The sequence below is a fragment of the Saccharopolyspora antibiotica genome, from assembly GCF_047200635.1.
GTDB lineage: Bacteria > Actinomycetota > Actinomycetes > Mycobacteriales > Pseudonocardiaceae > Saccharopolyspora_C.
The window spans coordinates 141,738-167,374 of record NZ_JBJZOI010000013.1 but is presented as its reverse complement, the minus strand read 5'-3'; the positions used below and the strand labels follow the sequence as shown (position 1 = coordinate 167,374).

Sequence of the window (25,637 nt, the reverse complement as noted above, 5' to 3'; positions counted from 1 at the left end):
CGATCTCCTCGGTGCTGCTGGTGCGGTCGGGGTGCGGTCACGGGGCGATGCCGGCGAGCGGCAGGCCGGTGGTCTCCGGCAGCCCCAGGGCGAGGTTCATGCACTGCACGGCTCCGCCCGCGGTCCCCTTGGTGAGGTTGTCCTCGGCGCCGACGACGACGAGGCGGTGCGCGTCCGGGTCGACGGCGAGCTGCAGGTGCACGGTGTTCGCGCCGACGGTGGAGGAGGTCTGCGGCCAGGAGCCCTCGGGCAGCACGTGCACGAAGGGCTCGGCGGCGTAGGCCTCCAGGTAGGTCTGCCGGGCGGTGGTCGTGTCGAGGTCGCCGCGCAGCGGGGCGCTGCAGGTGGCGAGGATGCCGCGCGACATCGGCGCGAGCACCGGGGTGAACGAGACCCGCACGGGTGCGCCCGCCACCGCGCTGAGGTTCTGGATCAGCTCCGGGGTGTGCCGGTGCGCCCCGCCGACGCCGTAGGCGCTGGCCGAGCCCATCACCTCGGCCGAGAGCAGGTGCGGCTTGAGCGCGCGGCCCGCGCCGGAGGTGCCGGTGACGGCGACGACCACGGCTTCCGGCTCGACCAGGCCGGCCGCGAAGGCGGGGGCGAGCGCGAGGGAGGAGACCGTCGGGAAGCAGCCCGGCACGGCGATCCGGGTGGCCCCGCGCAGCCGCTCGCGGGCGCCCGGCAGTTCCGGGACGCCGTAGGGCCAGGTGCCGGGGTGCTCGCCGCCGTACCAGCGGGTCCAGGCCTCCGGGTCGTTGAGCCGGTGGTCGGCGCCGCAGTCGATGATCGTGGTGTCGCCGAGTTCGGCGGCCAGCGCGGCGGAGTGCCCGTGCGGCAGGGCCAGGAAGACGACGTCGTGGCCCGCGAGCGCGGCCGCGCTGGTCTCGGTGAGCTCGCGGTCGGCCAGCGGCAGCAGGTTCGGGTGGTGCGCGCCGAGGCGGCTGCCCGCGTTGCTCCCAGCGGTCAGCGCGCCGATCTCCACTTCGGGGTGCGCCAGCAGCAGGCGCAGCAGTTCCCCGCCCGCGTATCCGCTCGCACCCGCCACTCCGACCCGAATCACCATACGGATGATTATGCATCCCCGTGCAACATCAATCAAGGAAGTTGCGGGGCGAAGCGATCACAACCAGACGAGGCGGACCTCCCGGATGATCGAGAACATCGCCAGCGCCGCCTCGGCCGAATCGGCGTTGCACAGCATCCTCCCCGGTCCCACGAACACCGCGCCGGGACCGTCGCCGTCCGCGTCGCGCTGGCCGCTCACGTCCAGCCCCCAGACGCCAGACCTCCGCGTCGAGCACCCGGCCGCCCTCGGTGATCAGCTCGTAGAGCGCGAAGGGCCTCGGGCGCACGCGCTCGGCCAGCTCCCGCAGCAACTCCGCTTCCCTCTCGTCGTCGTGCACGGCACTCCCCTTCCAGTCGGACTTGATCGGCGAAGGCACGCTACTAAGCAAGTTGCTCCTCAACGATCGCTGAATCCGGTGAAGGATCTTCCGGCGTGAGTGATGGGGCGGAATCATGATCCGCATGGCTCCGGACCCGAAGATGCTCAAGATCCAGCTCGGCATCGAGCTGCGCCGCCTGCGCGAGGAAGCCGAGTGCACCGCGGCCGAGGCCGCCGCCGTAGTCGGCGGAACCGCACCGAAGATCAGCAAGATCGAAAGCGGCAAGCAGGGCGTCACCGCGGTCGAGGTCGAGAAGCTGTCCGCGCTGTACGACGCGCCCGCCAAGCCCCGGAAGTACCTGATCGGCTTGGCGAGCCAGCTCCCCCGACGCAGTCCGCGCCGCACGACCTACCGGGACGCGGTACCCGACTGGTTCCAGCGCTTCCACGCACTCGAATACGCGGCGACGGACATGCGCATCTACGAGGTGGAGATCGTCACCGGCCTGCTCCAGACCGAGGCGTACGCGCGATCGACGATCGAAGCGTGGGAACCGGCTGCCGATCCGCGCTTGGTGGAGCGCCAGGTCCAGACCCGGTTGCAGCGGCAGGACGTGCTGACCCGGCGGCGGAACCCGCTGAATCTGCAAGTGGTGCTCAGCGAGGCCGCGCTCCGGCGGGTGCAGGGCGACCACGAGCTCATGCGGGAGCAGCTGGAGCACTTGATCGAGGCGACCGAGAAATCGAACATCGAGGTCAGGATCCTCCCGTTCGATGTTCCGAACCGGATCGCGGTGGCGTCGGCAGCCACACTCATTCATCTCGCAGAGCAACAACTTTCGGCTGTGTACCTCGAAGATGTGCTGGGCGCGACCTACCTCGACTCGCCCGAGGACTTCACCCGCTACAGCGTGGTCTTCGAGCGGTTGCGCTCGGCCGCACTGCCGCACCAGGAGTCGCGTGAGTTCATCGCTAAGGTGGCCGAGGCATTCAGCTAGGCGATCTTGAAAAGGTGCGACATGACCCCGGATTTCTCGACAGCCACCTGGCGCAAGTCCAGCCGCAGCGGCTCCAGCGGTGGCCAGTGCGTCGAGGTCGCGTTCGTGCCCACCGCTGCTGACTGGCGAAAAGCGAGTCGCAGCCAGGGAAACGGCGGTGCGTGCGTCGAGGTCGCCGTGCAGCCCGGAGCCGTGGGGATCCGGGACTCCAAGGACGCCGAGGGCGCCGTCCTCGTCGTGAGCCGGGAGGCGTTCGGCTCCTTCCTCCGCACGATCCGCTCCGGCCGGGCGTGACCCCGCGCCGAGATCATCCGGATCGCGCCCGCCAAGCCCCCGCGCGCTGTTAGTGTCCTGCCCCGCGAGGAGGGGGTGCCGTGGGCTACGAGGTCGTCACGAAGGCGCTGGAGGAGGCGGCGAAGGCCGCCCGCTCCGCCGCCGAGCAGGCCAGGTCGGTGCGGCTGGAACCGGCCACCGACCTGATCGCGCAGGCGATGCCGGGCTCCGCCTCGGCGCCCGCCGCCGAGCGCACCGGCGGTAGCTGGCGCGGCACGCTCGACGGGTGGAACCGCGCCACCGAGGAGTACGCGGACTCGCTGTCCGGCAGCGCCCGCGACTACGAGGCGCGGGAACGCCGCGCCGCGGACGAGCTCGGCGCCTCCCGGGGCGGTGGTGCGTGATGGTGCGCATCGGCGACCTCCGCCGCTGGAACGCCGACGGCCTGGACGAGGCGATCGACGAGCTCAAGCAGCGCCAGGACCGGCTCGTGCAGCTCGACGACGAACTCGCCGACTCCGGCCGCCCGCGGGAGTGGCACGGCGAGGCCGCCGACTCCGCCGCCGCCGAGCACGCGAAGCTCGGCGAGCGCCTGCGCGAACTCGTCCTGGAGATCTCCACCGTCCGCACCACCACCATCGCCACCGCCGACGAGGTCCGAGCCATCAGCACCGAGCTCGCGGAACTCGACGCCCTCGCGCGGGCCCAGCACTTCAGCATCGCCGACGACGGGTCCGTGGACGACCTCGGCACCCCACCGGGAATCCCCGAGGACGAGGTCCGCAGCGTCAACGAGGACCGCTACCGGCGGGTGCGGCCGGATCTGACCGAACGGGTGCGGTTGCTGGTCGCGCGCGCCGATGACGCCGACGGCGAGCTCGCCAAGGTCCTCGGCGACGCCGACGAGGACCTGATGGACACCCGAGGCGCGAAAACCCTCGCCGACGCGGCGGCGCTCGGCGACGCGCGCGGGATCGGCGAGACGATCGAGCCGCCGCCGCCCGGGGACCCGGCGCACAACGCCGAGTGGTGGAAGTCGCTGCCCGCCGAGACCCGCTCGGCACTGGCCGCCGCTCCCCCGCCCTGGCTCGGGAACATGGACGGCATCCCGGCGTCGGTCCGCCACACCGCCAACGTCAACCGCATCGACGACGAGCGCGCCACCCTCCAAGCAGAAGCCGGCCGACTGCGGAGCGCCGCGAACGAGCGGCACCCCGGCCCCGGCGGCGACCTGGTGCGGAGCAGGTATCAGCGAGAGCTGGACCAGGTGGAGGCCAAGCTGACCTCGCTGGACAACGTGGAAAAGGTCCTGGAACAAGGAAATCGCCAACTGTTGACCTTGGACACCTCCGGCGAGCGGACCAAGGCGGCCGTCGGCATCGGCGACGTCGACACGGCCGAGCACGTCACCGTGTTCACGCCGGGGATGGACAGCAACGTCGAAGGCGGAAGCCTTGGCGACTACGACCGGAGCATGGACCTCTTGGCGCAGGACGCGCAGGCGCAGTCCGACCAGTACGGCGACGGGGGCGAGGTCGCTGCCGTGACCTGGCTCGGGTACGAGGCGCCTCAGCTGTCGGAGACCTTGGACCCCAGCGACTCCGTGGCCAGCTCGGCTCCCGCCAAGCGCGGCGCCGAGGACCTGGCCGACTTCTACCGAGGGATCAACGAATCCCGAGCGGACGACCCGAACCTGGTCGCCATGGGCCACTCCTACGGGTCCACCACCACGGGGTACGCCCTGCAGGAGGAGGGCACCGGGGTGGACGCAGCCCTCACGATGGGGTCGCCCGGGGTGGGCACGCCCAATCCCGACAAGATCAACGTGCCGGACGGGCAGCTCTACAACCTGGAATCGAAGTGGGACGCCGTCGCGGATCTCGGGCGCTTCGGCGGCGATCCCTCGTGGAAACCGGGAATCGACGACCTGTCGACCGGGGACGCCGTCGCACCGGATGGGCAGCGGCTAAAGGAATCGAGCTGGCACGGCACCGGAGGCCCCACCGGTTACCTCACCCGGGGCAACACCAGCCAGTACAACGCCAGCGTCATCGCGGCCGGAATCCCGGACCGGGCCGTGGACCGCTGGGGATGACCTACCGAGAACGGGGACGGACCATGAAGCGCTTCGCAGTCCTGGCGGTGCTCGCGCTGAGCCTCACCGGATGCGGCGGCGAACTGGGGCCGGAGTTTGGAGGAAGCATGGAAGAACAGCGCGCCGAACTCATGAGCAGGCCCAGCATCGAGGAGGCCAGCGCCCGCTACCTGGAGATGCACGAACGCATCCGCGACGAGCTCGCCGCCGCGTTCCCCTGGATCCGGTGGGAGCAGAGCCGGGAGCTCAACCGGGCTGGCTGCTCGGACTTCGAGGACTTCACCTACACCGGGGAGAGCCACACCCTCGGCGTCTGGCGAGCCGAGGGCAACATCCCCGACCCCGAATGGCCCCGCGCGGAGCAGATCGTCGCTCGGATCGGTGCCGACTACGGCTTCACGCCACCGGAGACAGTCGTCAGCCGCCCCTCCGACCACCAGGTCGTCGGCAGCGACCGCTACGGCGCCGGATACCGCTTCGGCACCGCCAAGCGCACCGTCATCTCCGGCAGCACCGGCTGCCATCTCCCCCAGGCCGAGAAGGACAAGATCGCCCACCAGGGCTGACACCGTCTCATCCCCCGTCACCGGCGGCCCGGCCTGTGGACAACTCCCGAGATTTCTCGCGAAATCGCGTTCCCCCACGCCCGCGAGCGGGGACAGGACAGCGATTTCTCACGAAATCGCGGGTACGACGCCCGGAAAGGCGAACAGGGGCCGCTGCCTCGGTGGCGGCGGCCCCTGCTCTGGTCAGGCGGTCAGCGGAGCGGGTTGAACGGACGCAGCTGCTCAGGCTGCTTGCCGGTGACGATCTGCTCGGACAGCAGCTGCCCGGTCAGCGGTCCCAGGGTGAGGCCCCACATGCCGTGCCCACCCGCGACGAACACGTCGGGCATGGCGGTGGCACCGATCAGCGGCAGGCCGTCGGGGGTGACGGGACGCCCGCCCACCCAGTCGTCCTCGCGGTCGTCCCAGGACACACCGCGCAGCAACGGCTTGGCGGAGCGCTCGATCGCCTCGATGCGCCTCGGGTGGAGCTTCGCGTCGGGCGAGCGGAACTCCATCGTCCCCGCGACGCGCAGGCCGCCCTGGTACGGCGTGCAGGCGACCCGCACGGCGGGAAGGTAGATCGGGCCCGGCACCGGCTCCTCGGTGGGCACGGTGAACGAGTAGCCGCGCCCGGCGCGCACCGCGGTGCGGACGCCGAGCGGCTTGGCCAGCGAACTCAGCCAGGCGCCGGTGGCCAGCACCACCGAGTCCGCGGTCACCGCGTCGGAGCCGGACCGCAGCACCACGCCGGAGCGTTCGCGGCGGACCTCCTCGACGGCGAAGCCGGTGCGGATCTCGCCGCCCCGCCCGCGCACGGACTCGGCGAGGGAGCGCACGAACTCGCCGGGGTCCACGTAGCGCTGCCCCTCGATCCGCAACACCGCCTCGATGTGCGAGGACAGCTGCGGCACCCCGGCCCGGTCGACCGAGGACTCCTCGACCCGCACGTCCTGGCCGGACTCGCGGATCAGGTCGAACTCGCGGCGCAGGTCGGCGACCTGCTCGGCCTTCTCGAACGCGGCGGTGATCGGGGCCGGGTGCGTGGGGGCCTCGACACCGCCGGCCGCGAGCGCGTCGAAGGCGTCCAGGCAGTCGTTGTTCATCGGCACGAACGGCTGCATCGCGCGACGCCAGGAACGCATCGTGCAGTGCGCGGCGAACCGGGTCAGGAACGCCCACAGCGCCGGGTCGAACCGGTACGGCACGTACAGCGGCGCGTTCGGGTCCAGCAGCGAGCGCAGGCCGTAGCGCAGCACGCTCGGTTCGGGCAGCGGGATGGAGAACGCCGGGGCGAGGTAACCCGCGTTGCCCCAGGACGACCCGGCGGCGACGTCCTCGCGGTCGACGACCGTGACCCGCACGCCGTGCTCCTGCAAGAACCACGCCGTCGACAACCCGACGACACCCGCGCCAGCGACCACCACGTGCCGCGGCGTCTGGTCGATGCCCGTCATGTCCGCCCTCCTCCAAGCTCGGCTGCGTTCCGAGTGTGACCGGGAGCGCGCCCCGGGAGCTTGTCGGATCCGCACAATCCGGCAGCCTGAGATTGGCGACGCGGGACTAGTCGATGAGCAGCGCGACGATCAGCGCGAGTCGTTCGTCCGGATCATCCAGGTCGAGCCGGGTCACCTCGGCCATCTTGCGCATCCGGTACCGCACGGTGTTGGCGTGCACCCCGAGCCGGTGCGCGGCGGCTCCGGGATCCCCCTGGCAGCGCAGCCACTCCCGCAGCGTCGTGGTGTAGCGGGTGCCGTGCTCGGCGTCGTGGCGGCGCAGCTCCCACACCGGCCCGCGGGAGGGGATGCGGCCGCTGGCGGCGGCGCCGCGCAACCGGCGGAGCAGGATCTCGTGCCAGACCTGCTCGTAATCGACGAGCGCGCGCCCTTCCCCGACGGCCAGGCTCTCGTCGGCCTCCTGCCTGCTCAGCGGGAGCTCCGACGAGGAGGCCTCCCCGCCCGTACCGGCGCGGAGCCGGACGTCGCCGGGGACGTTGCGCCGCAACGCCCGGAACCAGCGCTCCGGCGGCTCGGACTCGGGCAGCACGGTGTAGACGGTGTTCGCGAACAACGCGCTGCGGCCGGGCCGGGCCCAGCCGAAACCGGCGGTGGCGCGCTCGAAGGCGAGCAGCACCGCCGCGTCCTGCGCCTGCTCGGCCTGCACCGCGATCACCCGGAACACCTCCCCGCGCAGGCCCAGCCTGCTCAGCACGGCCGGCGCGTCGGCCTGGCCCTCCAGCAGGCCGATCACCAGATCCGATTCGACCTGCCGCTCCAGGTCGGCGCTGGCCCGAGCCCGCAGCAGGTGGAGCGAGGCGGTGCGCGCGCCCGCACGCAGGGCGGCGGAGCTCTCGCTGTCCAGCGGCTCGGGCACCTCCACCCAGATCGAGCCGAGCAGCTCGCGGCCCGCGCGGATCGCGATCACGGCTCGGCCGTGGAACTCCGGCATCGGCTCGGCGAAGATCGGCTCGTCGGAGGAGGCGAGGTGCGCGTAGACGCCGCGGGTGGTGAGCTCGGCGCGGATCTCCGGCGGCACCCGCCTGCCCAGGATGGTCGCGAGCCGGGCGCGGTCGGCCGCCTCCTGCCTGCTGGAGTAGGCGAGGACCCCGGCGTGCTGGTCCTCGATCGTCACCGGCCCGCCGACGGAAGCGGCCAGCGCGTCGGCGAGCGCGAACAGGTCCGTGGGCCCGCGTCCCGCCTCCGTCTCGCGCCCCTCCAGCACCAGCCCGTAGACCACGGCGGCGAGCTGACCCCAGGAGACGCCCGGGTCGATCCGCACCACGGCGACGCCGCGCTCCCGGGCCACCGCGAGCGTCGCCTCGTCGACCTCCCGCAGCAGCACCACGGCCGCGAGGGTGTCGGCGACGAGCGCGGCGACGTCGTCGACGCCCACGGCCAGCAGCACCTCGTCCACGCCCGCCGGGTCGTGCAGCGCGACTCCCCGCAGCGCGACCTCGCGCCCGCGCGGCGCGGCGCACAACCGGGCGCCGTAGCCGCCGAGCACGTTGATCAACCGGTCCAGCCGCATCATCAGCGGGTTCCGGGAGCGCGAAAGCGGAGGCGTCGCATCCCGGCAGGCTCTCACGCTGGGGGCCGCGCGGTGACGACCAGCACCGAAAAGGCCGAACGAAGCGGACACCGGAAGCGTTAGGCTGGTCGTCCACCGCGCTCGATCTCCTCGGAAGGGGTGCTGCTCCATGGGGTCTGCTTCGCCACCGCGCACCGCCCCGGCGAGCGCACCCGGGATGGCGCCGGAGGGATTCGCCTCCGGGGTCGTGCTCATCACCGGGATCCAGGCCGCGGGCAAGTCCACCGTGGCGCAGCTGCTCGCGGAACGGCTGCCGAACTCGGTGCACCTGCGCGGCGACCTGTTCCGTCGCATGATCGTCAACGGCCGGGCGGACATGACCCCGGAACCGACCGAGGCGGCCACCGGACAGCTGCGGCTGCGCCACCGGCTCACCGCGCAGACCTGCGAGCAGTACACCGCGGCCGGGTTCACCGTGATCGCCCAGGACGTCGTGCTCGGCGAGCACCTCAGCGACCTCGCGCACGAGATCCGCACCCGGCCGCTCTACGTCGTCGTGCTCGCGCCGGGCGCCGACACCGTCGCCGACCGCGAAGCGGCCCGGGACAAGGACTCCTACGACGAGTGGACCGTGCGCGCCCTGGACGCGGTGCTGCGCGAGCGGACCCCGCGCATCGGGCTCTGGCTCGACACCTCGGGCCAGACCGCGGAGGACACCGTCGAGGAGATTCTCCGCCGGGCCCCGGAGGAAGCGGGACTCTGACCGGAACAGGTCCGCCGCCCGCTCCGCCTCGATACACTCGATCACGAACGATCGTGATCAGCGAAGGGGGTGGGAATGGCGGGCGCGGACGGCGGTTTCGCGGCGGCCGCGGAAGGACTGCGAGCAGTCCGATCGCAGACGCAGGAGATCAACCAGCAGGTGTCGGCGGGGATGCTGGCGCTGGACCCGGAAGTCGCCGAGCGGGCGGCGCAGCGCGTGGAGGGTGAGATCCGGGAACTGAGCGTGATATTGATGCGCGCTAACCAGCTCAACCGCTTGGAGGGGCTGGGCGACTACCCGGACGGCGAGCAGCTGGCGCAGCGATTCATCGACAAGGCGACCCATCCTCAGGCCGGCGCTATTGCCATGGTTCGTGAGATGCAGAAGATCCTGCTCGAACAGGCACAAGCCTTTCGCGATGCGGCCAAGGACTACCGTGCCACCGACGATCAGATCGCCCAAGACTTGCAGCGAGGTATCCAGTGATCCAACGTTCCCGCTCCACGATCGCGGCAGTCTGCTGCGCGGGACTTCTGGCTGTGTCCGGCTGCGCGCTCGGTGACGCGACGACCGAACCCGAGCCCACGTCCGAGCCCAAGCCCTCAGGGCTAGCGAACTTCGACACGTGCAGCTTCTTCACGCCCGCCGATCTCAACGTCGTCGAGGCCAGCGGACCTGGGGAGCCTGTCGAGCAAGTCTCGTTCGAGCCCGGCTGCACGTTCGAAGGACCGGACAACCTGCTGACGCTGTACAAGAACCAGGACGAGACGGTCGCCAGCTACGAGACCGGCGGGAACTGGGACAGCTACCAGAAGTTCGACATCAACGGCCGCGCCGCCGCCACCGGCATCAGCCCAGGCGCCACCGGGCACGGGCTCTGCAACATCCTGCTCGACGCGGGCGGCGGAGTCGCGATCGTCTCGATCACCAAGATCATGCCCGAAGCGACCTACGACGACTGCGGTCTCGCGGAGAAGGTCGCTCGGCAGATCGAGCCCCGGCTGCCGCGCTGAGCCCCCACCTCCGCGGAACCCCGGTGGGCGCGCTGGGGGTTGGTGATCCGCGGTGCCTCGCGCACCGCCCCGGAGCGGAACCCCAGCGGCGCGGCACGTCCCCAGTTGTCCCGTCGTCTTCCGGCGAAGGCCCGAGACGGCGAGCAGCGGATGATCGCCTCGCGCGGTCCCGGCACCGACGTGCCCGATCCGCCGGGGAGAACGACGCCCGCTCGCCGGGGGCGAAGCCGTCGCCGCGCCACCGGACCTCCACGGCGCGCGCGGCGCCGGTGCCGGACCGGCGACAGGCCCGGTGCCGAACGAGCTCTCCGGCGCGCCCGAGGGCCGGGCGGCTCAGCGGGTGCGGCTGCTGAGCACCGTGGTCGCGGCGATCTTCCAGTCCGCACCGTCGCGCACCAGGGTGTAGCGGGTCTTCTCCTCGACCGTGCGGCCGTCGTCGAACTGGTAGGTGATCGTGGCCAGCGCCGTGCTCGGGCCCTCGGTGCTCACCCCCGAGGCCTGCACGCTGGTCACCGGCTCCCAGAAGTCCCGGAACGCCTCGAAACCGCCCGCGTGGTTGGTCTGGTAGTCCGGCGTGAGCTGCTGCCAGGCGCCTTCCAGGTCGCCCGGCATTCCCGCGTAGTACGCGGCGACCACCGCGTCCGGGCTGCTCGGTCGCGCGGGGGTCTCCGGCTGTTCCGGGGTCTCCGGCGCACTGGAGCTCTCCGGCCGCGTCGGTGTCTCCTCCGGTGCCGGGACCGGTTGCGGGCTCGGGGCAGGCGCGGCGGAGGTGGGCGGGGCCGCGGAGTGCTCGCCGGTGAGGTTGCCGGTCAGCAGCGCCGCGGTCACCCCGGCACCGAGGACCAGCACCGCGCCGACCGCGACGAGGCCGTAGCGGCGGCGCTCCGCCGGTTCCCGGGTGGGCTCCGGGGTCGGCTCCGGCGCGGCCGGGACCGCGGGGGTGGTACGGGTGGGCGCCGGGACCGGGATGGCGGTGAACTCGGCGGGCAGTTCCTCCCCGTCCGCCGCGGCGGCCAGCGCGCGCTGCGCCTGGTGCATCGTGGGCCGCTGCGCCGGTTCCGCCGCCAGCATCCGCAGCAGCACCGGGGTGAGCTCCCCGGCGTTCTCGGGGGCGTCGAACTCCCCGGCCGCGACCCGGTGCAGCAGGGCGATCGAGTTGTCCCCCAGCCCGAACGGCGGACGGCCCTCCAGCGCGGCGTAGAGCGTCGAGCCGAGCGAGTAGACGTCGGTGTGGAAGTCGGCCTTGCCGCCCTGGGCCACCTCCGGCGCGAGGTAGGCGGGGGTGCCCGCCAGCACCCCGGTGGTGCTCGCATCGCCCAGCGCCCGCGAGATGCCGAAGTCCGTGATCTTGGTGACGTCCTCCGCCACGAGGATGTTGCCCGGCTTCACGTCCCGGTGCACGATGCCCGCGTCGTGCGCGGCGGCGAGCGCTGCCGCGATGTCCGCGCCGAGCCGGGCGACCTCGGCGACCGGCAGCGTCCCGCTCTCGGCGAGCACCACCTCGAGGCTCCGCGAATCCAGGAATTCCATGATGAGGCAGGGGCGGCCGTCCTCTTCGACCACGTCGTAGACCGCGATCGCGTGCCGGTGCATCAACCGCGCCGTGATCCGGCCTTCGCGAATCGCGCGTCGCTTCGCCGTTTGCACGTCGGCGTCGTTGAGCGATTGCCGCAGGTGCAGTTCCTTCACGGCGACGGTCCTGCTCAGGCGCTCGTCGGAGGCCTTCCACACCACGCCCATCGCGCCACTGCCCAGCCTCGACTCCACCCGGTAGCGACCGGCGACCAGTCGATCCTGCGCACTCATGACACGACTCCTCCACACGTCCCGCTGCGATTCACGATCGACTCTGCCAGGTCTCGCGCGCTGTTCGAGCACAGGGGGTGGGGAATCCGAATTCGTCCGGAGGATTGCTCCGCACGGCCCGGAAATGAGTGGCATTCGGGTGAGTCACTACCGCGTGATGAGTCGCGAAAGGCCGGGATGACCGGAAATTCGCGCGGCGGCGGAAGCGCACGCGAAAAGACCGGGGTGTTCTCCTCGATGCGGGAGAACACCCCGGTCCGGGTATCGCGCGTCAGGCGCGCAGGGTGGCTCCGAAGCGGGATTCGGCGGCCTGCAGGGCCGCGTCGCGGGCCTCGGTGGCCTCCTCCTGCTTTAGCGTCCGGTCGGCGGCGCGGAAGCGCAGCGCCAGGGCGAGGGACTTCTTGCCCTCCGCGAGCTGCTCGCCGGAGTAGACGTCGAACAGCCGCACGTCCTCCAGCAGCTCGCCGCCGCCGGTCCGGATCACCTCGACCAGCTCCGCCGCGGGCACCGCGCGATCGACCACCAGCGCGACGTCCAGCAGCACCGGCGGGTACGCCGAGAGCGACGGCGCCGGCCGGTTCTCGGTCAGCGGCAGGGCGTCGAGGTCGATCTCCATCGCGCAGGCGCGCTTCGGCAGGCCGAACTCCTCGACGACCTTCGGGTGCAGCTCGCCCGCGTGGCCGACGACGGTGTCGCCGACCCTGAGCTCCGCGCAGCGGCCCGGGTGCCAGGGCGCCAGGTTTCCGGCGGTGACGGTCAGCTCCACCCCGGCGGCGCGGGCCACCGTGCGGGCCGCCTCGACCGCGTCGGCCCAGCCCGCCTCGCGGCCCTGACCCCACCAGCCCTGGCGCTCCCGCTTGCCCGCCAGCACCACGGCCGCGTGCGTCGGCTGCGCGGGCAGCGCGGCCTCCAGCGCGGCGAGGTCCTCGGCGGACGGGCGCTGCTCGACGCCGACCTCGGGAAGTGCGGGCGGCTGCTCGGCGGGCAGCACGACCTGTCCGATGTGGAACAGCGCGAGGTCGCGCTGACCGCGGGAGACGTTGCGCTGCAAGGCGTCCAGCAGCCCCGGCAGCAGCGTCGTCGCCAGCTCGGAGCGGTCGGACTCCAGCGCGTTGAGCAGGGACAGCGCGCGGCGGCGCGGATCGTTCTCGGCGATGCCGAGCCTGCTCAGCTCCTCGTCGCTGGTGAACGGGAACGGCAGCACCTCGACGTGGCCGTCGGCCGCGAGCGCGCGGGACACGGCGCGGCGGCGGCGCTGCGCGGGCGTGAGGCCCCGGCCGGGAGGCGCGGCGGGCAGCACCGAGGGGATCGTGTGGTAGCCCTCCAGGCGCAGCACCTCCTCCACCAGGTCCGCGGGTTGCTTCAGGTCCGGGCGCCAGGTCGGCGGGTGCGCGGTGACCAGGCCGATGCCCTCGTCGGAGGTGCCGACCTCGATGCGGCAGCCGATCTGGCTCAGCCTGCGCGCGGTGACCCCCCGCTCGTAGAGCACGCCCGCGATCTTGTCGGGCAGCGCCAGCGGCATCGTCACCGGCGCGGGGGCCAGCGGCGTGCCGACGTCGGTGCGGCCCTGCGCGATGCGGCCCTCGCCGTAGCGGACCAGCAGCTGCGCGGCGAGCTCGGTGGCCACCGGCGCGACCGCCGGATCCACGGTCCGCTCGAAGCGCTTGCCCGCCTCGCTCGGGAGCTTGTGCCTGCGGATGGTGCGGGCGATGCTCGCCGGGTCCCAGTTCGCCGCCTCCAGCAGCACGTCGTGGGTCTCGGGGCCGATCTCGGTGCTGGCCCCGCCCATGACGCCCGCCAGGCTCACCGGGCCCGACTCGTCGCAGATCACGACGTCGTCCGGGTCCAGCTCGCGCCGCACGCCGTCGAGCGTGGTGAGCTGCTCGCCCTCGGCGGCGCGGCGGACCACCACGTCACCGGTGAGCTTCGAGGCGTCCCAGGCGTGCAGCGGCTGGCCCAGCTCCAGCATCACGTAGTTGGTGACGTCCACCGACAGCGAGATCGAGCGGATGCCCGCCAGCGCCAGCCTGCGCCGCATCCACCACGGCGTCGGGGCCGTCGGGTCCACCCCGGTCACCCGGCGGAACACGAACCGGGAGCAGGCGTCGGGGTCCTCGACCCGCACCGCGCGCGACTCCCGCTCGTCCTCCGGCACCGGCATCGCGGCCGGGTCGCCGAAGGGCACCTCCAAGGCGTTGGACAGCTCGCGGGCCAGGCCGCGCACCGAGAAGCAGTAGCCCCGGTCCGGCGTGATCGACAGCTCGATCACCGCGTCGTCGAGGCCGACCAGCTCGGTCGCGTCCGCACCCGGGTCGGCGACGCCCGCCGGCAGCACCAGGATGCCGTCGTGGTCCTCGCCGATGCCCAGCTCCTTGGCCGAGCAGATCATGCCGTCGCTGACGCGACCGTAGGTCTTGCGGGAGGCGATCTCGAACCCGCCGGGCAGCACCGTGCCGGGCAGCGCCACGACGACCAGGTTGCCCTCGGCGAAGTTCGCGGCCCCGCAGACGATGCCCTGCGTGCGCCGCTCGCCGTCCTCGGTGTCGCCGACCTCGACCTGGCAGAACCGGATGGGCTTCTTGAACCCGGTCAGCTCTTCGATCTCGGCCACGCGGCCCACCACCAGGGGCCCGCTCACCTGGGACAGGTGGGCGACCTCCTCGACCTCCAGCCCGATCCGGACGAAGGCCTCCGCCAGCGTGTCGGCGGTGGTGTCCGCGGGCAGCTCCAGGTGCTCGGCCAGCCAGGAAACCGGAATCCGCACTTGCTCAGGTCCTTCTCTCTCGCAGCGGGAGGGGGATCACGAATCGATGCCGAACGGTTCGGTGAACCGCACATCGCCCTCGGTCATGTCCCGCATGTCCGGAATGCCGTTGCGGAACTGCAGGGTGCGCTCCAGGCCCATGCCGAACGCGAACCCGGTGTGCTTCGCCGGGTCGATGCCGCAGGCGCGCAGCACGTTCGGGTCGACCATGCCGCAGCCGCCCCACTCGACCCAGCCTGCGCCGCCCTTCTTCCGCGGGAACCACACGTCCATCTCGGCGGACGGCTCGGTGAAGGGGAAGAAGCTCGGGCGCAGCCGGGTCTCCGACTCGGGCCCGAACATCGCGCGGGCGAACGCGTCCAGCGTGCCCTTCAGGTGCGCCATCGTCAGGCCCTCGTCCACCGCCAGGCCCTCGATCTGGTGGAACACCGGGGTGTGGGTGGCGTCGAGCTCATCGGTGCGGAACGTCCGGCCCGGGCACACCAGGTACACCGGCAGCTCGCGGTTCAGCAGCGAGCGGACCTGCACCGGCGAGGTGTGCGTGCGCAGCACCAGCCCCGAGTCCTCCGGGGCCACGTGGAACGTGTCCTGCATGGTGCGGGCCGGGTGGTCCTTGCCGAAGTTCAGCGCGTCGAAGTTGAACCACTCCGCCTCCAGCTCCGGACCGTCCGCGACCTCCCAGCCCATCGCCACGAACACGTCGCTGACCTGCTCGGTGAGCTGCGTGATCGGGTGCCGGGAACCGGCGGGGACCCGGCCCGAGGGCAGGGTCACGTCCACGGACTCCTCGCGCAGCACCTTCTCGTCGCGCTCGGCCTGCAGCACGCTCCGGCGCTCGTCGAACGCGCCCTGGATCGCCTGCCTTGCCTCGTTCACCCGCTTGCCCGCCTCGGAGCGCGCCTTCGGCGGCAGCGCGCCGATCTCGCGGCGGGCGGTCAGCAGCGGCGAGCGCTCCCCCAGGTGCGCGGGCTTCACCGCGGCCAGCTCGTCGAGGTCCGCGGCCTCCTCGAAGCCCTTGCGGGCTTCGACCACGGCGCGGTCGAGCGTCTCCGGCGCGAGAGCGGCGACCTCTTTGGGGTCGTACGAGTCGTTGGCTCCAGACATCGTTACTGCATGACTCCCGTCATTCGTCAGGCGACACTCGTCAGGCGCGACGAGCACGGCGTGACCCGCCTTCTCGGCCCGGTGCTCCCACCGGCGTCCGATGGGGCCTCCACCCGGTCGGTGACCTGCGGATGCGCCCCGCAGCCACTCGAGTCTATGCGACCCGGTCGAGCGGTTTTCGAGCAGCCGCGTTCCCGGCGTGTTCCGCCCGGCCCGCGCTCATCCGCGGCGGCGCTGGGCGCGCGCGGAGGTGTAGAGGCACACGGCGGCGGCGGTGGCGAGGTTGAGGCTCTCGGCCGCCCCGTGGATCGGCACCCGCAAGCTCGCGTCCAGTTCGGCGAGCACCTCGTCGGGCAGCCCGTGGGCCTCGCTCCCGAACACCCAGGCCGTCGGGCCTGCCAGCTCGCCCCGGTCCGCGGCATCATCCAGGTCGGCGGCCGCGTGACCGTCCGCGCCGATCAAGCGCAGCCCGGCCTCGCGGCAGGCGGCGAGCACCGCGGCGGCGTCCCGGTCCCGGGCCACGGGCAGGTGGAAGACGCTGCCGGTGGACGCGCGCACCGCCTTGCCGTTGTAGGGGTCCACGGCGTCCCCCGCGAACAGCACCGCCCCGGCTCCGGCCGCGTCCGCGACCCGCACCACGGTGCCCGCGTTGCCCGGGTCGGAGATCCCCAGCAGCACCGCCACCAGCGGCGGCCGGGCGGCCAGCGCCTCGGTCGTCGTGGTGCCGGGCAGCGCGCAGCAGGCCACCAGGCCCTGCGGGGTGACGGTCTCCGACAGGGAGGCCGCGGCCCGCTCGGTCACCAGGTGCACCGGAACGTCGAGCGCGGGCAGCTTCGCGGCCTGCTGCTCGGTGGCGAACAGCGAGCGCACCCGGACCCGGCCCGCGGCGTGCGCGGCCAGGGCCTCGCCGACCGCCTGCGCGCCCTCGGCCAGGAACTCACCGGCCCGCTCCCGCCCGGCGCGGCGGGTCAGCTTGCGCGCGACAACGACCCGGGACGATCGCTCCGTCAGAGGATCGGTCCCGGGTCGCTGGGGCTCGCTGGTGCCCTCGGTGATCAGGCCGCACCTTCAGGCAGGTGCTTCTTGGCCACGTCCACCAGGGCGGTGAAGGCCTGCGGGTCGCGCACGGCGAGGTCCGCCAGGACCTTGCGGTCGACCTCGACGTCAGCGGCCTTGAGGCCCTGCATGAAGCGGTTGTAGGTCAGACCGTTCTGCCGGGTCGCCGCGTTGATGCGGGTGATCCACAGCTTCCGGAACTCACCCTTGCGGGCACGCCGGTCGCGGTAGGCGTAGGTCTGGGAGTGGAGCATCTGCTCCTTGGCCTTGCGGTACAGCCGGGAGCGCTGACCGCGGTAACCGCTGGCCTGCTCAAGAATGCTGCGGCGCTTCTTCTGGGCGTTCACTGCCCGCTTGACGCGTGCCACGGGTCCGTCCTGTCGGTCTCATCGGGGGCGGCGGGACCGCCCTGGGGGCTGGGGCGCCGGGGAGCTCCGCACCGCGCTCGCCCGGAGGCGTGCGGCGCGGGAGCTCAGCGACCCAGGAGCTTCTTGATGCGCTTGACGTCGTTCTTGGCGACCTCTTCGGTCCCCTCCAGGCGGCGGGTCACCCGGCTGGACTTCTTCTCCAGGATGTGGCGACGGCCGGCCTGCTCGCGGCGCAGCTTGCCGCTGCCGGTGACCCGGAAGCGCTTCGCGGTCCCGCTGTGGGTCTTGTTCTTCGGCATCTCTCGTCCTCTTCCATACGGGGCCCGCCGCGGTTCGCGGAGATCCGCGGTGGACCTGTTCGGCCCGTTGACAGACCGGGCTGTCGGACCGGCCGATCTCGCACCGGCCGGTGCCGGCAGCGACCACCGCATCGCGGTGCGCGCGCCGGTTCGGCGGCCGGGACGCACCCCGATGCGCTCCGGTGCGCTTACGCGGTCGCCTTCGGCTTGGTCTTGTTGGTCTTGTGCGGCGCCAGAACCATGATCATGTTTCGGCCGTCCTGCTTCGGGTTGGCCTCGATGAACCCCAGTTCGGCGACGTCGTCGGCCAGCCGCTGCAACAGACGAAAGCCCAGCTCGGGACGCGACTGCTCACGACCGCGGAACATGATCGTCACCTTGACCTTGTGACCCTGGCCGAGGAAGCGGGACACGTGGCCCTTCTTCGTCTCGTAGTCGTGCGGGTCGATCTTCGGCCGGAGCTTCTGCTCCTTGATGACGGTCTGCTGCTGGTTGCGGCGCGATTCGCGAGCCTTCTGCGCACTCTCGTACTTGAACTTGCCGTAGTCCATGAGCTTGCAGACCGGCGGGCGCGCCTGCGGGGCGACCTCGACAAGGTCCAGATCCGCTTCCTGCGCCAGGCGGAGCGCGTCCTCGATGCGGACGATGCCGACCTGTTCGCCGTTCGGTCCGACCAAGCGGACTTCGGGCACGCGGATGCGGTCGTTGATGCGCGTCTCCGTGCTGATGGGGCCTCCTCGGTTCGATGCTTCGGTCTTGCTGCCAGCCTCGGCGCGTGAAGCTCGCCCCTGGACGTGCAGAAGTCCCGCGTGTTCCGGTACTTCCCGGAAGCGCGGGACCCTACTCCTACCGATCGAACCGGTACCGCAATACCGCTCGTGCCACCGGCGCGAAGCCGGGGTGACCGGGACCCGGCGGCCTGAGAACCGGCTGCGCGGGTGGGAGCGGGGCTCCACTTTGCCGCCCCCGGCTAAGCGGGGGCTGGTCGCTCGTGTCAGGGTACCAGCCGTGAACGAGCCGCAGCCGACCCCGCCCTCCGAGAGCACTCCAGAGCAGGACACCGCAGCGCAGGGACCAGCCGAGCAGGGATCGAGCTCCGCCGAAGCGGACGACGGGTACAACGTCCGCGAGCTGGTGGATGTTCCCAGCGTCGAGGTGATCAGCCGCGCCGCGGTGATGCTGATGTCCTCGGCCGCCGAGAAGCTGGGGCTGGGCGACGAGGACCCGGACACCGCGCCGAGCCGGGACCTGGACGAGGCGCGGCGGCTGATCACCGCGCTGGCCGGGCTGGTCACCGCCTCGGTCGAATACCTGGGCCTGCACGCCGCGCCCATCCGGGACGGGCTGCAGGGCCTGCAGCGCGCCTTCCGCGAGGCCAGCGCCGTTCCGGACGCACCGGGCCAGGGCCCCGGCGAGAAGTACACCGGCCCCGTCCGCTGACGCGTCCGCCCGGCGCTCAGTCACCTCCGTAGTACGGGTGGGCGAGCCGGTCGCGGTCCTCCACCATCGAGCGAACCCGCTCCTTCGTCTGCCCGGTGACGGCTTCCCCGATCGCGGCGCCGACCGCCTCGCGCACGCAGCAGCGGACGGCGGTCTCGTCCTCGGCGTCGTGGTCGAGCCAGAGCGAGACGAAGACCAGCGTCTCCTGATCGGCCTCCAGCAGGCCGTCGGCCACCGAGTCCAGCACGCCCTGGGCGACCCCGAGCTGACCGGCGCCGACGACGAGCGCGGCGGTCCGGCCCGCGGCGGCGAGCTCGTGCCCCACGAACAGCGTCGGCGGTTGCACCGCCGCGCAGGAGTCGTGGTCCTCCCCCACCGACACCAGCACCGGCGCGATCCGCCCGGTGGGGATGGCGAGGGTCGTGAACAGCCCGGCCGCGGTGGCGCCGCCGCGCCGCGCGAGCACGACGATCACGCGACAGGCGTTGGGCTTGCGCCCGCCCCAGCTCTGCGCGAGCCGGCCGTCCAGGTCGCCGAACGTGGTCATGCACGCCCTCCTTGGCTAGCCGCTCCGGGCCGGGCCGGACGGACCGGTGACTGATCGACACCTTCCGAGCCCCGCCGACGGGTTGTCAAGGTCGGGCGCGACGAGCGGTCGCCCGCCCGCGACCGGCGACTGCGCACCGCTCGCGGGCTTCGGCCCGGCTGCTCCCCGGAACGGAGCAGTCAGTCGCCCAGCACCGCGAGGGCGTCGATCTCGACCAGCAGTCCTGCGGGCAGGCCGACGTAGACCGTGGTGCGGGCCGGGTGGGGCTCGCCGACGACGCGGGCGTAGGTCTCGTTCATCTCGGCGAACTGGGAGACGTCGGTGAGGTAGACGCGGAGCATCACGACGTCCTCCAGACCCGCCCCGGCGGCCTCCAGCACGGCGATCACGTTGCGCAACGCGCGCTCGGTCTGCTCCGGGACGCCGCCCGCCACGATCTCGCCGGTGGCGGGGTCGACGGGGGTCTGACCGGAGACCTGGACGATGTTGCCCTTGCGCACGCCCGGGGACAGCGGGATGTGCGGCGGCGGGGTCGGCGCGTCCGGGCTCGTGATGATCGTCCTGGGCATCGTTCCTCCTGGTGCTTCGGCGGTCTTCGCAGCGGCGGAGCGGTCCGGGAATTCGTCTGGACCACTGCGCCGCCCGAGGGCTTATCATCTCCCGATCACATCGCGCCCGTCGCACTGGAGGTCCCTTGCCCGGCACCGCACCCGGCATCAACGCGCAGACCGTGTCGTCCCTGGCGCGGGAGGTCATCGACTGGCGGTGCAAGGGGATGCCGTCGGCGGCGCTCGGCCGGACCGTCGAGGAGTTCCTGAGCGCCCGGCCCACGCTCTCCGGGGCGGGGTTCACCGGGCCGGTGCTGGTGCTGGAGGAATCCGCGCTGGAGCACAACCTGACCACGATGGCGCGGTGGTGCGAGCGGCACGGCGTGCTGCTGGCCCCGCACGGCAAGACGACCATGGCGCCGCAGCTGTTCCAGCGGCAGCTGGAGCACGGCGCGTGGGGCATCACGGCCGCGAACCTCGCGCAGCTGCGCGTCTACCGCGCGTTCGGGGTGGCCCGGGTGCTGCTGGCCAACCAGCTGCTCGATCCGGACGGGTTGCGCTGGCTGGGCGCGGAGCTGGACCGGGACCCGGAGTGGTCGGTGAGCTGCTGGGCGGACTCGGTGGCGGGCGTGCGGCTGATGGCCCGCGACTACCCGGGGACGCGCCCGCTGGACGTGCTGGTGGAGCTCGGCTGGGACGGCGCCCGCACCGGCGCCCGCACGGTCGGGCAGGCGCTGGAGGTCGCCCGCGAGATCGCGGCGAGCCCGAACCTGCGGCTGGCGGGGGTGGCCGGGTACGAGGGCGCGGCCGCGCACGGCACCGGGGACGCGGCCCTGGCCACCGTCGACGCGTACCTGGCCCGGATGCGGGAGCTCGTCGCCGCCGTCGAGGGCGCCGGGCTGTTCGACGGCGAGGAGATCATCGTCTCGGGCGGCGGCAGCGCCTACTTCGACCAGGTCGCCGAGGCGATCGCCGGGCCGTGGCCGACGCGGTCCCGGGTGCTGCCGGTGCTGCGCAGCGGCGCGTACCTGACCCACGACGACGGCCTGTACCGCCGCAACTCCCCCTTCGGCAGGGAACACCGGCTGGCCGGGGACGAGGGCCCGTTCCGGCCGGCGATGCGGATCTGGGCGCAGGTCACCTCGCGGCCGGAGCCCGGGCTGGCGCTGGTGACGATGGGTCGCCGCGACGTCTCCTTCGACCAGGACCTGCCGGAACCGAGGGTCTTCCGCGCCCCGGGCGGCGCGGTCCGGGAGTTCGCGCCCGGGGCGTGCCGGGTGACCTCGCTGGCCGATCAGCACGCCTTCCTCGCGCTGGACGACGCGGAGCCGGGCGTCGGCGACTGGATCGGCTTCGGGCTCTCGCACCCGTGCACGGTCTTCGACAAGTGGCGGCTGATCCCGGTGGTCGACGGGGACCGGGTGCTCGACCTGGTGCACACCTTCTTCTGAACCGCCCGCGAGGACCGGAGGTCGGCATGGACGTGGTGTTCCGAGGTGCGACGGTCGTCGACGGCACGGGCGCGCGGCGCTTCCGCGCCGACGTGGCGGTCACCGGGGAGCGGATCGGTGAGATCGCGGCGCCCGGCTCGCTCGACGGGCGGCGGGTGCTCGACGCGGACGGGCTGGTGCTGGCGCCCGGGTTCATCGACATGCACTCGCACTCGGACCTGCGGGTCCTCGCCGAGCCGGAGCACCTGGCGAAGGTCTCGCAGGGCGTGACGCTGGAGGTGCTGGGCCAGGACGGACTGTCCTACGCGCCGGTGGACGACGCGACGCTGACCGCGGTGCGGGCGCAGCTCACGGGGTGGAACGACGATCCGCCCGGCTTCGACTGGAACTGGCGGAGCGTCGGGGAGTACCTGGACCGGCTCGACGCGGGGATCGCGGTGAACGCGGCTTACCTGGTGCCGCAGGGAACGCTGCGGATGTTGTGCGTGGGCCACGAGGACCGGGACGCCGCACCGGCCGAGCTGGACCGGATGCGTCGGGTGCTGGCGGAAGCGCTGGCCGAGGGCGCGGTCGGGATGTCCTCGGGGCTGACCTACACGCCCGGGATGTACGCCTCGGACTCCGAGCTCGTCGAGCTGTGCCGGGTGGTGGCCGGGCACGGCGGCTTCTACGCCCCGCACCACCGCAGCTACGGGGCGGGCGCGCTCACGGCCTACGCGGAGATGATCGAGGTGAGCCGGGCGTCGGGCTGCCCGCTGCACCTGGCGCACGCCACGATGAACTTCGAGGTGAACCGGGGCCGCGCGGACGAGCTGCTGGCGCTGGTGGACCGGGCGCTGGCCGCGGGAGCGGACATCACGCTGGACAGCTACCCGTACCTGCCGGGGGCGACCTCGCTGCACGCGCTGCTGCCGAGCTGGGCGGCCGAGGGCGGGGTGGGCGCGACGCTGGCGCGGTTGCGCGACCCGGAGGAGCGGGTGCGGATCCGGCACGCGCTGGAGGTGGTGGGGTCCGACGGCTGCCACGGGGTGCCGGTCGACTGGTCGACCATCGAGATCAACGGGGTGCGCGACGCGGAGCGCAACGGCCACCTGGTCGGGCGCAGCATCGCCGAGGCGGCGCGGGCTTCCGGGCGGGAGCCGGTCGAGGTGTTCTTCGACGTGCTGGTCTCCGAGCGGCTCGGCACGTCCTGCCTGATGCACGTCGGGCACGAGGAGAACGTGCGCGCGATCATGCGCCACCCGGCGCACACGGGCGGCAGCGACGGGCTCCTGGTGGGCGCGCGCCCGCACCCGCGCGCGTGGGGGACGTTCCCGCGCTACCTGGGGCACTACGTGCGGGAGCTGGGCGTGCTGGGGCTGGAGGAGTGCGTGCGGCACCTGACCTCGCGGGCCGCCGACCGGTTGCGGCTGCCCGACCGGGGGCGGATCCGCGAGGGCGCGGTGGCCGATCTGGTGCTGTTCGACGCCGACACCATCGCCGACACCGCCACCTTCGACGAGCCCCGGCGCACCGCGACCGGCGTGCACCACGTGCTGGTGAACGGCGTGCCCGTCCTCGACTCCGGGCGGCGCACCGACGCGCTGCCCGGCCGTGCGGTTCGCCGCGCCTCCTGACACCCCGAGGGAGTCCACTGTGGATGGCTTAGTGCACTGGTTGCAGCACGAGACGACGGGTCTGCTCGTGCTGTGCGCGGCCGGGATCGCGGTCCTGCTGCTGATGATCATCAAGTTCCGGGTGGAACCGTTCATCGCGCTGATCATCACCGGCTTGCTGATCGCCCTCGCCGCCGGCGTGCCGGTCACCGACCTGGTCGGTTCGGCGCAGAAGAGCAGCGAATCCCTGCTGGAGAGCGGTTTCGGCAGCATCCTCGGGCACATCGCCGCCATCGTCGGGCTCGGCGCCGTCCTCGGCTCGGTCCTGGAGGCCTCCGGCGGGGCGCAGCTGCTGACCCGCCGGCTGCTGGCCGCGTTCGGGGAGAACCGGGCACCGCTGGCGATGGGGTTGTCCGGGCTGGTGTTCGGCATCCCGGTGTTCTTCGACATCGGAATCTTCGTGCTCGCACCGCTCGTCTACACCGCCGCGCGCCAGGGCGGGCGCTCCATCCTGCTGTACTGCCTGCCGCTGGTGGCGGGGCTGTCGATGACGCACGCGTTCCTGCCGCCGCACCCCGGGCCGGTGGTGGCCGCGGGGCTGCTGGGCGTGGACCTCGGCTGGATCATCCTGATGGGACTGGCCTGCGGGATCCCCGCGTTCGTCGTGGCGGGCGTGCTGTTCCCGTCCTGGATCGGCAAGCGCATCCACGTGGACGTCCCGGACACGGCGCCGCCCGCCGAACTCCGCGCGGATTCCGACCGGGAACCGTCGCTCGGCGTGGTCGCGCTCGTCATCGGGATGCCGATGCTGCTGATCCTCGGCGGCACGTTCGCGAGCATCACGCTGCCGCCGGGAGTCGCCCTGGACGTGCTGACGCTGCTGGGCAACCCCGTCGTGGCGCTGACCATCGCGGTGCTGGTGGCCTTCTGGCTGCTGGGCACCCGGCGCGGGCTGACCGGGCCGGACCTGGCCGCGCTCACCGCGGCCGCGCTGCGTCCGCTGGGCATGATCCTGCTGGTGGTCGGCGCCGGGGGGTTCTTCGGCAAGGTCCTCTCGGAGACCGGGGTGGGCGAGGCGCTGGCCGGCTCGCTGCAGGCCTCGGGGCTGCCGCTGATCGTCTCCGCCTACGTGATCAGCTCCGGACTCCGGATCGCCCAGGGCTCGGCGACGGTGGCGATCGTGACCACCGGCGGCATCGTGGCCCCGCTGCTGGCCGACGCGGACTACTCGCAGCCCCGGCTGGCGCTGATCGCGGTGGCCATCGCGGCCGGCTCGATCATCGCCTCGCACGTCAACGACGGCGGGTTCTGGATCATCTCGCGCTACTTCGGGATCTCCGTCAAGGACATGCTCAAGACCTGGACGGTGCTGGAGACGATCCTGTCGGTCACCGGCTTCGCGATGGCGGCGCTGCTGAGCCTCGCCGTGTAGCCGTCCCCGATCCGGGGAGCGCGGGAATCACCCCGCCGTCGATCGCGTTGCCCCGGCGGACGAAACGGCACCGGAGGACGGACGAGGACCATGAACGACAGCACCATGCGCGCGATCACCCAGGACCGGTTCGGCGGACCGGAGGTGCTGCGCTCGACCTCCGTCCCCCGGCCCGCCCCGCTGCCGACCGAGGTGCTGGTGCGCGTCGTCTCCGCCGGGGTGAACCCGGTGGACTGGAAGACCCGCGCGGGCGGCGGCATGGCGGGCGTCCTCGGCGAGCCGCCGTTCGTGCTGGGCTGGGACGTCTCCGGCGTGGTCGAGGAGGTCGGCTTCGGCGTGCACACCCTCGCCGCGGGCGACGAGGTGTACGGGATGCCGTGGTTTCCGCGCCAGGCCGGGGCCTACGCGGAGTACGTGACCGCGCCCGCCCGGCAGTTCGCCCGCAAGCCCGCGAGCCTGGACCACGACCGGGCGGCCGCGGTTCCGCTGGCGGCGCTGACCGCCTGGCAGTCCCTCGTCGACCTGGCGGGGCTCACGGCCGGGCAGCGGGTGCTGGTGCACGCGGCCTCGGGCGGGGTGGGGCACTTCGCGGTGGCGATCGCGGCGCACCTCGGCGCGCACGTGATCGGGACGGCGAGCGCGGCCAAGCACGACTGGGTGCGCGAGCTCGGCGCCGCCGAGGTGATCGACTACCGCGCCCAGCGGTTCGAGGAGGTCGCGGGCGAGGTGGACGTGGTGCTCGACCTGGTCGGCGACGAGATCGACGACACCAGCACCCGGTCGCTGGCGGTGCTCAAGCCGGGCGGGTTGCTCGTCGCGGTGCCCTCCGGTGTCGCCCCCGGGCTGCGGGCGGCCGCCGACGAGCGCGGTGTGCGGGTCGCGGACTACCTGGTCGAGCCGGACGGCGCGGCGCTGCGCACCCTCGGCGACCTGCTCGACGCGGGGACGCTGCGGGTGGAGGTCGACGAAGTGCTGCCGCTGGAGCGGGCGGCGGAGGCGCACCGGCGCGGGGAGCGGGGCGAGGTGCGCGGCAAGCAGGTGCTGCGCGTGGAGTCCTGACCGGATGCCGTGAGCGCGGTGCGGCGGGATTGCGCCGATCCGCCCGGGTCCGCCGTCGAGCCCGCGAGAC

At 72.7% G+C, this 25,637-nt stretch carries 26 protein-coding genes; 13 read left to right on the top strand and 13 right to left on the bottom strand.

Annotated elements, in window-relative coordinates:
• Positions 1-37: 37 nt before the first annotated feature.
• Both argC and ACL03H_RS13235 read right to left on the bottom strand, forming a co-directional pair.
• Positions 38-1,063, bottom strand: a complete 1,026-nt coding sequence (gene argC / locus ACL03H_RS13240) for an N-acetyl-gamma-glutamyl-phosphate reductase (RefSeq protein WP_412811491.1) — start codon at positions 1,061-1,063, stop codon at positions 38-40.
• Between the two features lie 57 nt (positions 1,064-1,120).
• A complete protein-coding gene (locus ACL03H_RS13235; RefSeq protein ID WP_412811490.1) occupies positions 1,121-1,264 on the bottom strand; it encodes a hypothetical protein in 144 nt (47 codons plus the stop codon).
• A gap of 254 nt (positions 1,265-1,518) precedes the next feature.
• Here ACL03H_RS13235 and ACL03H_RS13230 point away from each other — a divergent pair, with 254 nt between their 5' ends.
• From ACL03H_RS13230 to ACL03H_RS13210, 5 genes are all read left to right on the top strand, one after another.
• Complete coding sequence (locus ACL03H_RS13230) at positions 1,519-2,382, top strand: DUF5753 domain-containing protein (RefSeq protein WP_412811489.1); 864 nt, start codon at positions 1,519-1,521, stop codon at positions 2,380-2,382.
• Positions 2,383-2,403: 21 nt separating this feature from the next.
• Complete coding sequence (locus ACL03H_RS13225; RefSeq protein WP_412811488.1) at positions 2,404-2,676, top strand: DUF397 domain-containing protein; 273 nt, start codon at positions 2,404-2,406, stop codon at positions 2,674-2,676.
• An 80-nt stretch (positions 2,677-2,756) separates the two neighbouring features.
• The gene (locus tag ACL03H_RS13220) at positions 2,757-3,059 is read left to right on the top strand and encodes a hypothetical protein (protein WP_412811487.1); all 303 of its coding nucleotides are present in this window, start codon (positions 2,757-2,759) and stop codon (positions 3,057-3,059) included.
• Positions 3,059-4,750 (top strand): alpha/beta hydrolase, encoded by a 1,692-nt coding sequence (locus tag ACL03H_RS13215; RefSeq protein ID WP_412811486.1) that lies wholly within the window; start codon positions 3,059-3,061, stop codon positions 4,748-4,750. Before ACL03H_RS13220 ends, ACL03H_RS13215 begins: the two co-directional genes overlap by 1 nt.
• A 23-nt stretch (positions 4,751-4,773) precedes the next feature.
• Entirely contained in the window at positions 4,774-5,316 is a 543-nt protein-coding gene (locus ACL03H_RS13210; protein WP_412811485.1) for an LppA family lipoprotein, read from the top strand.
• 191 nt (positions 5,317-5,507) lie between these two features.
• Here the strand turns inward: ACL03H_RS13210 and ACL03H_RS13205 are convergent, their stop codons facing one another.
• Positions 5,508-6,752 (bottom strand): NAD(P)/FAD-dependent oxidoreductase, encoded by a 1,245-nt coding sequence (locus tag ACL03H_RS13205; RefSeq protein WP_412811484.1) that lies wholly within the window; start codon positions 6,750-6,752, stop codon positions 5,508-5,510.
• A 106-nt stretch (positions 6,753-6,858) separates the two neighbouring features.
• Positions 6,859-8,325 (bottom strand): PucR family transcriptional regulator, encoded by a 1,467-nt coding sequence (locus tag ACL03H_RS13200; RefSeq protein ID WP_412811483.1) that lies wholly within the window; start codon positions 8,323-8,325, stop codon positions 6,859-6,861.
• A 166-nt stretch (positions 8,326-8,491) separates the two neighbouring features.
• Between ACL03H_RS13200 and ACL03H_RS13195 the strand changes: the two genes are divergently transcribed.
• The 3 genes from ACL03H_RS13195 (at position 8,492) to ACL03H_RS13185 (ending at position 10,098) form a co-directional block, all read left to right on the top strand.
• Entirely contained in the window at positions 8,492-9,085 is a 594-nt protein-coding gene (locus ACL03H_RS13195; RefSeq protein ID WP_412811482.1) for an AAA family ATPase, read from the top strand.
• 75 nt (positions 9,086-9,160) lie between these two features.
• The gene (locus tag ACL03H_RS13190; RefSeq protein ID WP_412811481.1) at positions 9,161-9,571 is read left to right on the top strand and encodes a hypothetical protein; all 411 of its coding nucleotides are present in this window, start codon (positions 9,161-9,163) and stop codon (positions 9,569-9,571) included.
• Positions 9,568-10,098: a DUF3558 family protein gene (locus tag ACL03H_RS13185; RefSeq protein WP_412811480.1), complete on the top strand. Its 531-nt coding sequence runs from the start codon at positions 9,568-9,570 to the stop codon at positions 10,096-10,098. Before ACL03H_RS13190 ends, ACL03H_RS13185 begins: the two co-directional genes overlap by 4 nt.
• Positions 10,099-10,431: 333 nt before the next feature.
• Here the strand turns inward: ACL03H_RS13185 and ACL03H_RS13180 are convergent, their stop codons facing one another.
• The 7 genes from ACL03H_RS13180 to infC form a co-directional block, all read right to left on the bottom strand.
• Positions 10,432-11,904, bottom strand: coding sequence for a protein kinase domain-containing protein (locus ACL03H_RS13180; RefSeq protein ID WP_412811479.1), 1,473 nt, complete (start codon positions 11,902-11,904; stop codon positions 10,432-10,434).
• 271 nt (positions 11,905-12,175) lie between these two features.
• On the bottom strand, positions 12,176-14,668 hold the full coding sequence (pheT, locus tag ACL03H_RS13175) for a phenylalanine--tRNA ligase subunit beta (RefSeq protein WP_412811478.1): 2,493 nt from the start codon (positions 14,666-14,668) through the stop codon (positions 12,176-12,178).
• A 36-nt stretch (positions 14,669-14,704) separates the two neighbouring features.
• A complete protein-coding gene (gene pheS, locus ACL03H_RS13170; protein WP_412811477.1) occupies positions 14,705-15,772 on the bottom strand; it encodes a phenylalanine--tRNA ligase subunit alpha in 1,068 nt (355 codons plus the stop codon).
• Positions 15,773-15,991: 219 nt separating this feature from the next.
• The gene (locus tag ACL03H_RS13165; protein ID WP_412811508.1) at positions 15,992-16,828 is read right to left on the bottom strand and encodes a TrmH family RNA methyltransferase; all 837 of its coding nucleotides are present in this window, start codon (positions 16,826-16,828) and stop codon (positions 15,992-15,994) included.
• On the bottom strand, positions 16,828-17,196 hold the full coding sequence (gene rplT, locus ACL03H_RS13160; protein WP_412811476.1) for a 50S ribosomal protein L20: 369 nt from the start codon (positions 17,194-17,196) through the stop codon (positions 16,828-16,830). The genes ACL03H_RS13165 and rplT overlap by 1 nt, the downstream gene beginning before the upstream one ends.
• A gap of 104 nt (positions 17,197-17,300) precedes the next feature.
• Complete coding sequence (rpmI, locus tag ACL03H_RS13155; RefSeq protein WP_266088899.1) at positions 17,301-17,495, bottom strand: 50S ribosomal protein L35; 195 nt, start codon at positions 17,493-17,495, stop codon at positions 17,301-17,303.
• A gap of 188 nt (positions 17,496-17,683) precedes the next feature.
• Positions 17,684-18,295, bottom strand: a complete 612-nt coding sequence (gene infC, locus ACL03H_RS13150; RefSeq protein WP_412811507.1) for a translation initiation factor IF-3 — start codon at positions 18,293-18,295, stop codon at positions 17,684-17,686.
• A 331-nt stretch (positions 18,296-18,626) separates the two neighbouring features.
• Here infC and ACL03H_RS13145 point away from each other — a divergent pair, with 331 nt between their 5' ends.
• Positions 18,627-18,935, top strand: coding sequence for a DUF1844 domain-containing protein (locus ACL03H_RS13145; protein ID WP_412811506.1), 309 nt, complete (start codon positions 18,627-18,629; stop codon positions 18,933-18,935).
• A 16-nt stretch (positions 18,936-18,951) separates the two neighbouring features.
• On the opposite strand, the gene ACL03H_RS13140 is transcribed toward ACL03H_RS13145, so the two are convergent.
• Both ACL03H_RS13140 and ACL03H_RS13135 read right to left on the bottom strand, forming a co-directional pair.
• A complete protein-coding gene (locus tag ACL03H_RS13140; RefSeq protein ID WP_412811475.1) occupies positions 18,952-19,482 on the bottom strand; it encodes a formaldehyde-activating enzyme in 531 nt (176 codons plus the stop codon).
• A 179-nt stretch (positions 19,483-19,661) separates the two neighbouring features.
• The gene (locus ACL03H_RS13135; protein WP_412811474.1) at positions 19,662-20,051 is read right to left on the bottom strand and encodes a RidA family protein; all 390 of its coding nucleotides are present in this window, start codon (positions 20,049-20,051) and stop codon (positions 19,662-19,664) included.
• Between the two features lie 206 nt (positions 20,052-20,257).
• Here ACL03H_RS13135 and ACL03H_RS13130 point away from each other — a divergent pair, with 206 nt between their 5' ends.
• The 4 genes from ACL03H_RS13130 (at position 20,258) to ACL03H_RS13115 (ending at position 25,567) form a co-directional block, all read left to right on the top strand.
• A complete protein-coding gene (locus ACL03H_RS13130; RefSeq protein WP_459561775.1) occupies positions 20,258-21,481 on the top strand; it encodes an amino acid deaminase in 1,224 nt (407 codons plus the stop codon).
• A gap of 26 nt (positions 21,482-21,507) precedes the next feature.
• Positions 21,508-23,097: an N-acyl-D-amino-acid deacylase family protein gene (locus ACL03H_RS13125; RefSeq protein WP_412811472.1), complete on the top strand. Its 1,590-nt coding sequence runs from the start codon at positions 21,508-21,510 to the stop codon at positions 23,095-23,097.
• Positions 23,098-23,116: 19 nt separating this feature from the next.
• Positions 23,117-24,508, top strand: coding sequence for a GntP family permease (locus ACL03H_RS13120; protein ID WP_412811471.1), 1,392 nt, complete (start codon positions 23,117-23,119; stop codon positions 24,506-24,508).
• 105 nt (positions 24,509-24,613) lie between these two features.
• On the top strand, positions 24,614-25,567 hold the full coding sequence (locus tag ACL03H_RS13115) for an NADP-dependent oxidoreductase (protein WP_412811505.1): 954 nt from the start codon (positions 24,614-24,616) through the stop codon (positions 25,565-25,567).
• The last annotated feature ends 70 nt before the right edge of the window (positions 25,568-25,637 follow it).

Excerpts from the sequence above, each read along its gene's own strand:
- argC (WP_412811491.1), bottom strand. The coding sequence starts at position 1,063 with ATGGTGATTCGGGTCGGAGTGGCGGGTGCGAGCGGATACGCGGGCGGG.
- ACL03H_RS13230 (WP_412811489.1), top strand. The coding sequence starts at position 1,519 with ATGATCCGCATGGCTCCGGACCCGAAGATGCTCAAGATCCAGCTCGGC.
- ACL03H_RS13225 (WP_412811488.1), top strand. The coding sequence starts at position 2,404 with ATGACCCCGGATTTCTCGACAGCCACCTGGCGCAAGTCCAGCCGCAGC.
- ACL03H_RS13215 (WP_412811486.1), top strand. The coding sequence starts at position 3,059 with ATGGTGCGCATCGGCGACCTCCGCCGCTGGAACGCCGACGGCCTGGAC.
- ACL03H_RS13210 (WP_412811485.1), top strand. The coding sequence starts at position 4,774 with ATGAAGCGCTTCGCAGTCCTGGCGGTGCTCGCGCTGAGCCTCACCGGA.
- ACL03H_RS13205 (WP_412811484.1), bottom strand. The coding sequence starts at position 6,752 with ATGACGGGCATCGACCAGACGCCGCGGCACGTGGTGGTCGCTGGCGCG.
- ACL03H_RS13200 (WP_412811483.1), bottom strand. The coding sequence starts at position 8,325 with ATGATGCGGCTGGACCGGTTGATCAACGTGCTCGGCGGCTACGGCGCC.
- ACL03H_RS13195 (WP_412811482.1), top strand. The coding sequence starts at position 8,492 with ATGGGGTCTGCTTCGCCACCGCGCACCGCCCCGGCGAGCGCACCCGGG.
- ACL03H_RS13190 (WP_412811481.1), top strand. The coding sequence starts at position 9,161 with ATGGCGGGCGCGGACGGCGGTTTCGCGGCGGCCGCGGAAGGACTGCGA.
- ACL03H_RS13180 (WP_412811479.1), bottom strand. The coding sequence starts at position 11,904 with ATGAGTGCGCAGGATCGACTGGTCGCCGGTCGCTACCGGGTGGAGTCG.
- pheS (WP_412811477.1), bottom strand. The coding sequence starts at position 15,772 with ATGTCTGGAGCCAACGACTCGTACGACCCCAAAGAGGTCGCCGCTCTC.
- rpmI (WP_266088899.1), bottom strand. The coding sequence starts at position 17,495 with ATGCCGAAGAACAAGACCCACAGCGGGACCGCGAAGCGCTTCCGGGTC.
- ACL03H_RS13140 (WP_412811475.1), bottom strand. The coding sequence starts at position 19,482 with ATGACCACGTTCGGCGACCTGGACGGCCGGCTCGCGCAGAGCTGGGGC.
- ACL03H_RS13135 (WP_412811474.1), bottom strand. The coding sequence starts at position 20,051 with ATGCCCAGGACGATCATCACGAGCCCGGACGCGCCGACCCCGCCGCCG.
- ACL03H_RS13130 (WP_459561775.1), top strand. The coding sequence starts at position 20,258 with ATGCCGTCGGCGGCGCTCGGCCGGACCGTCGAGGAGTTCCTGAGCGCC.
- ACL03H_RS13125 (WP_412811472.1), top strand. The coding sequence starts at position 21,508 with ATGGACGTGGTGTTCCGAGGTGCGACGGTCGTCGACGGCACGGGCGCG.
- ACL03H_RS13115 (WP_412811505.1), top strand. The coding sequence starts at position 24,614 with ATGCGCGCGATCACCCAGGACCGGTTCGGCGGACCGGAGGTGCTGCGC.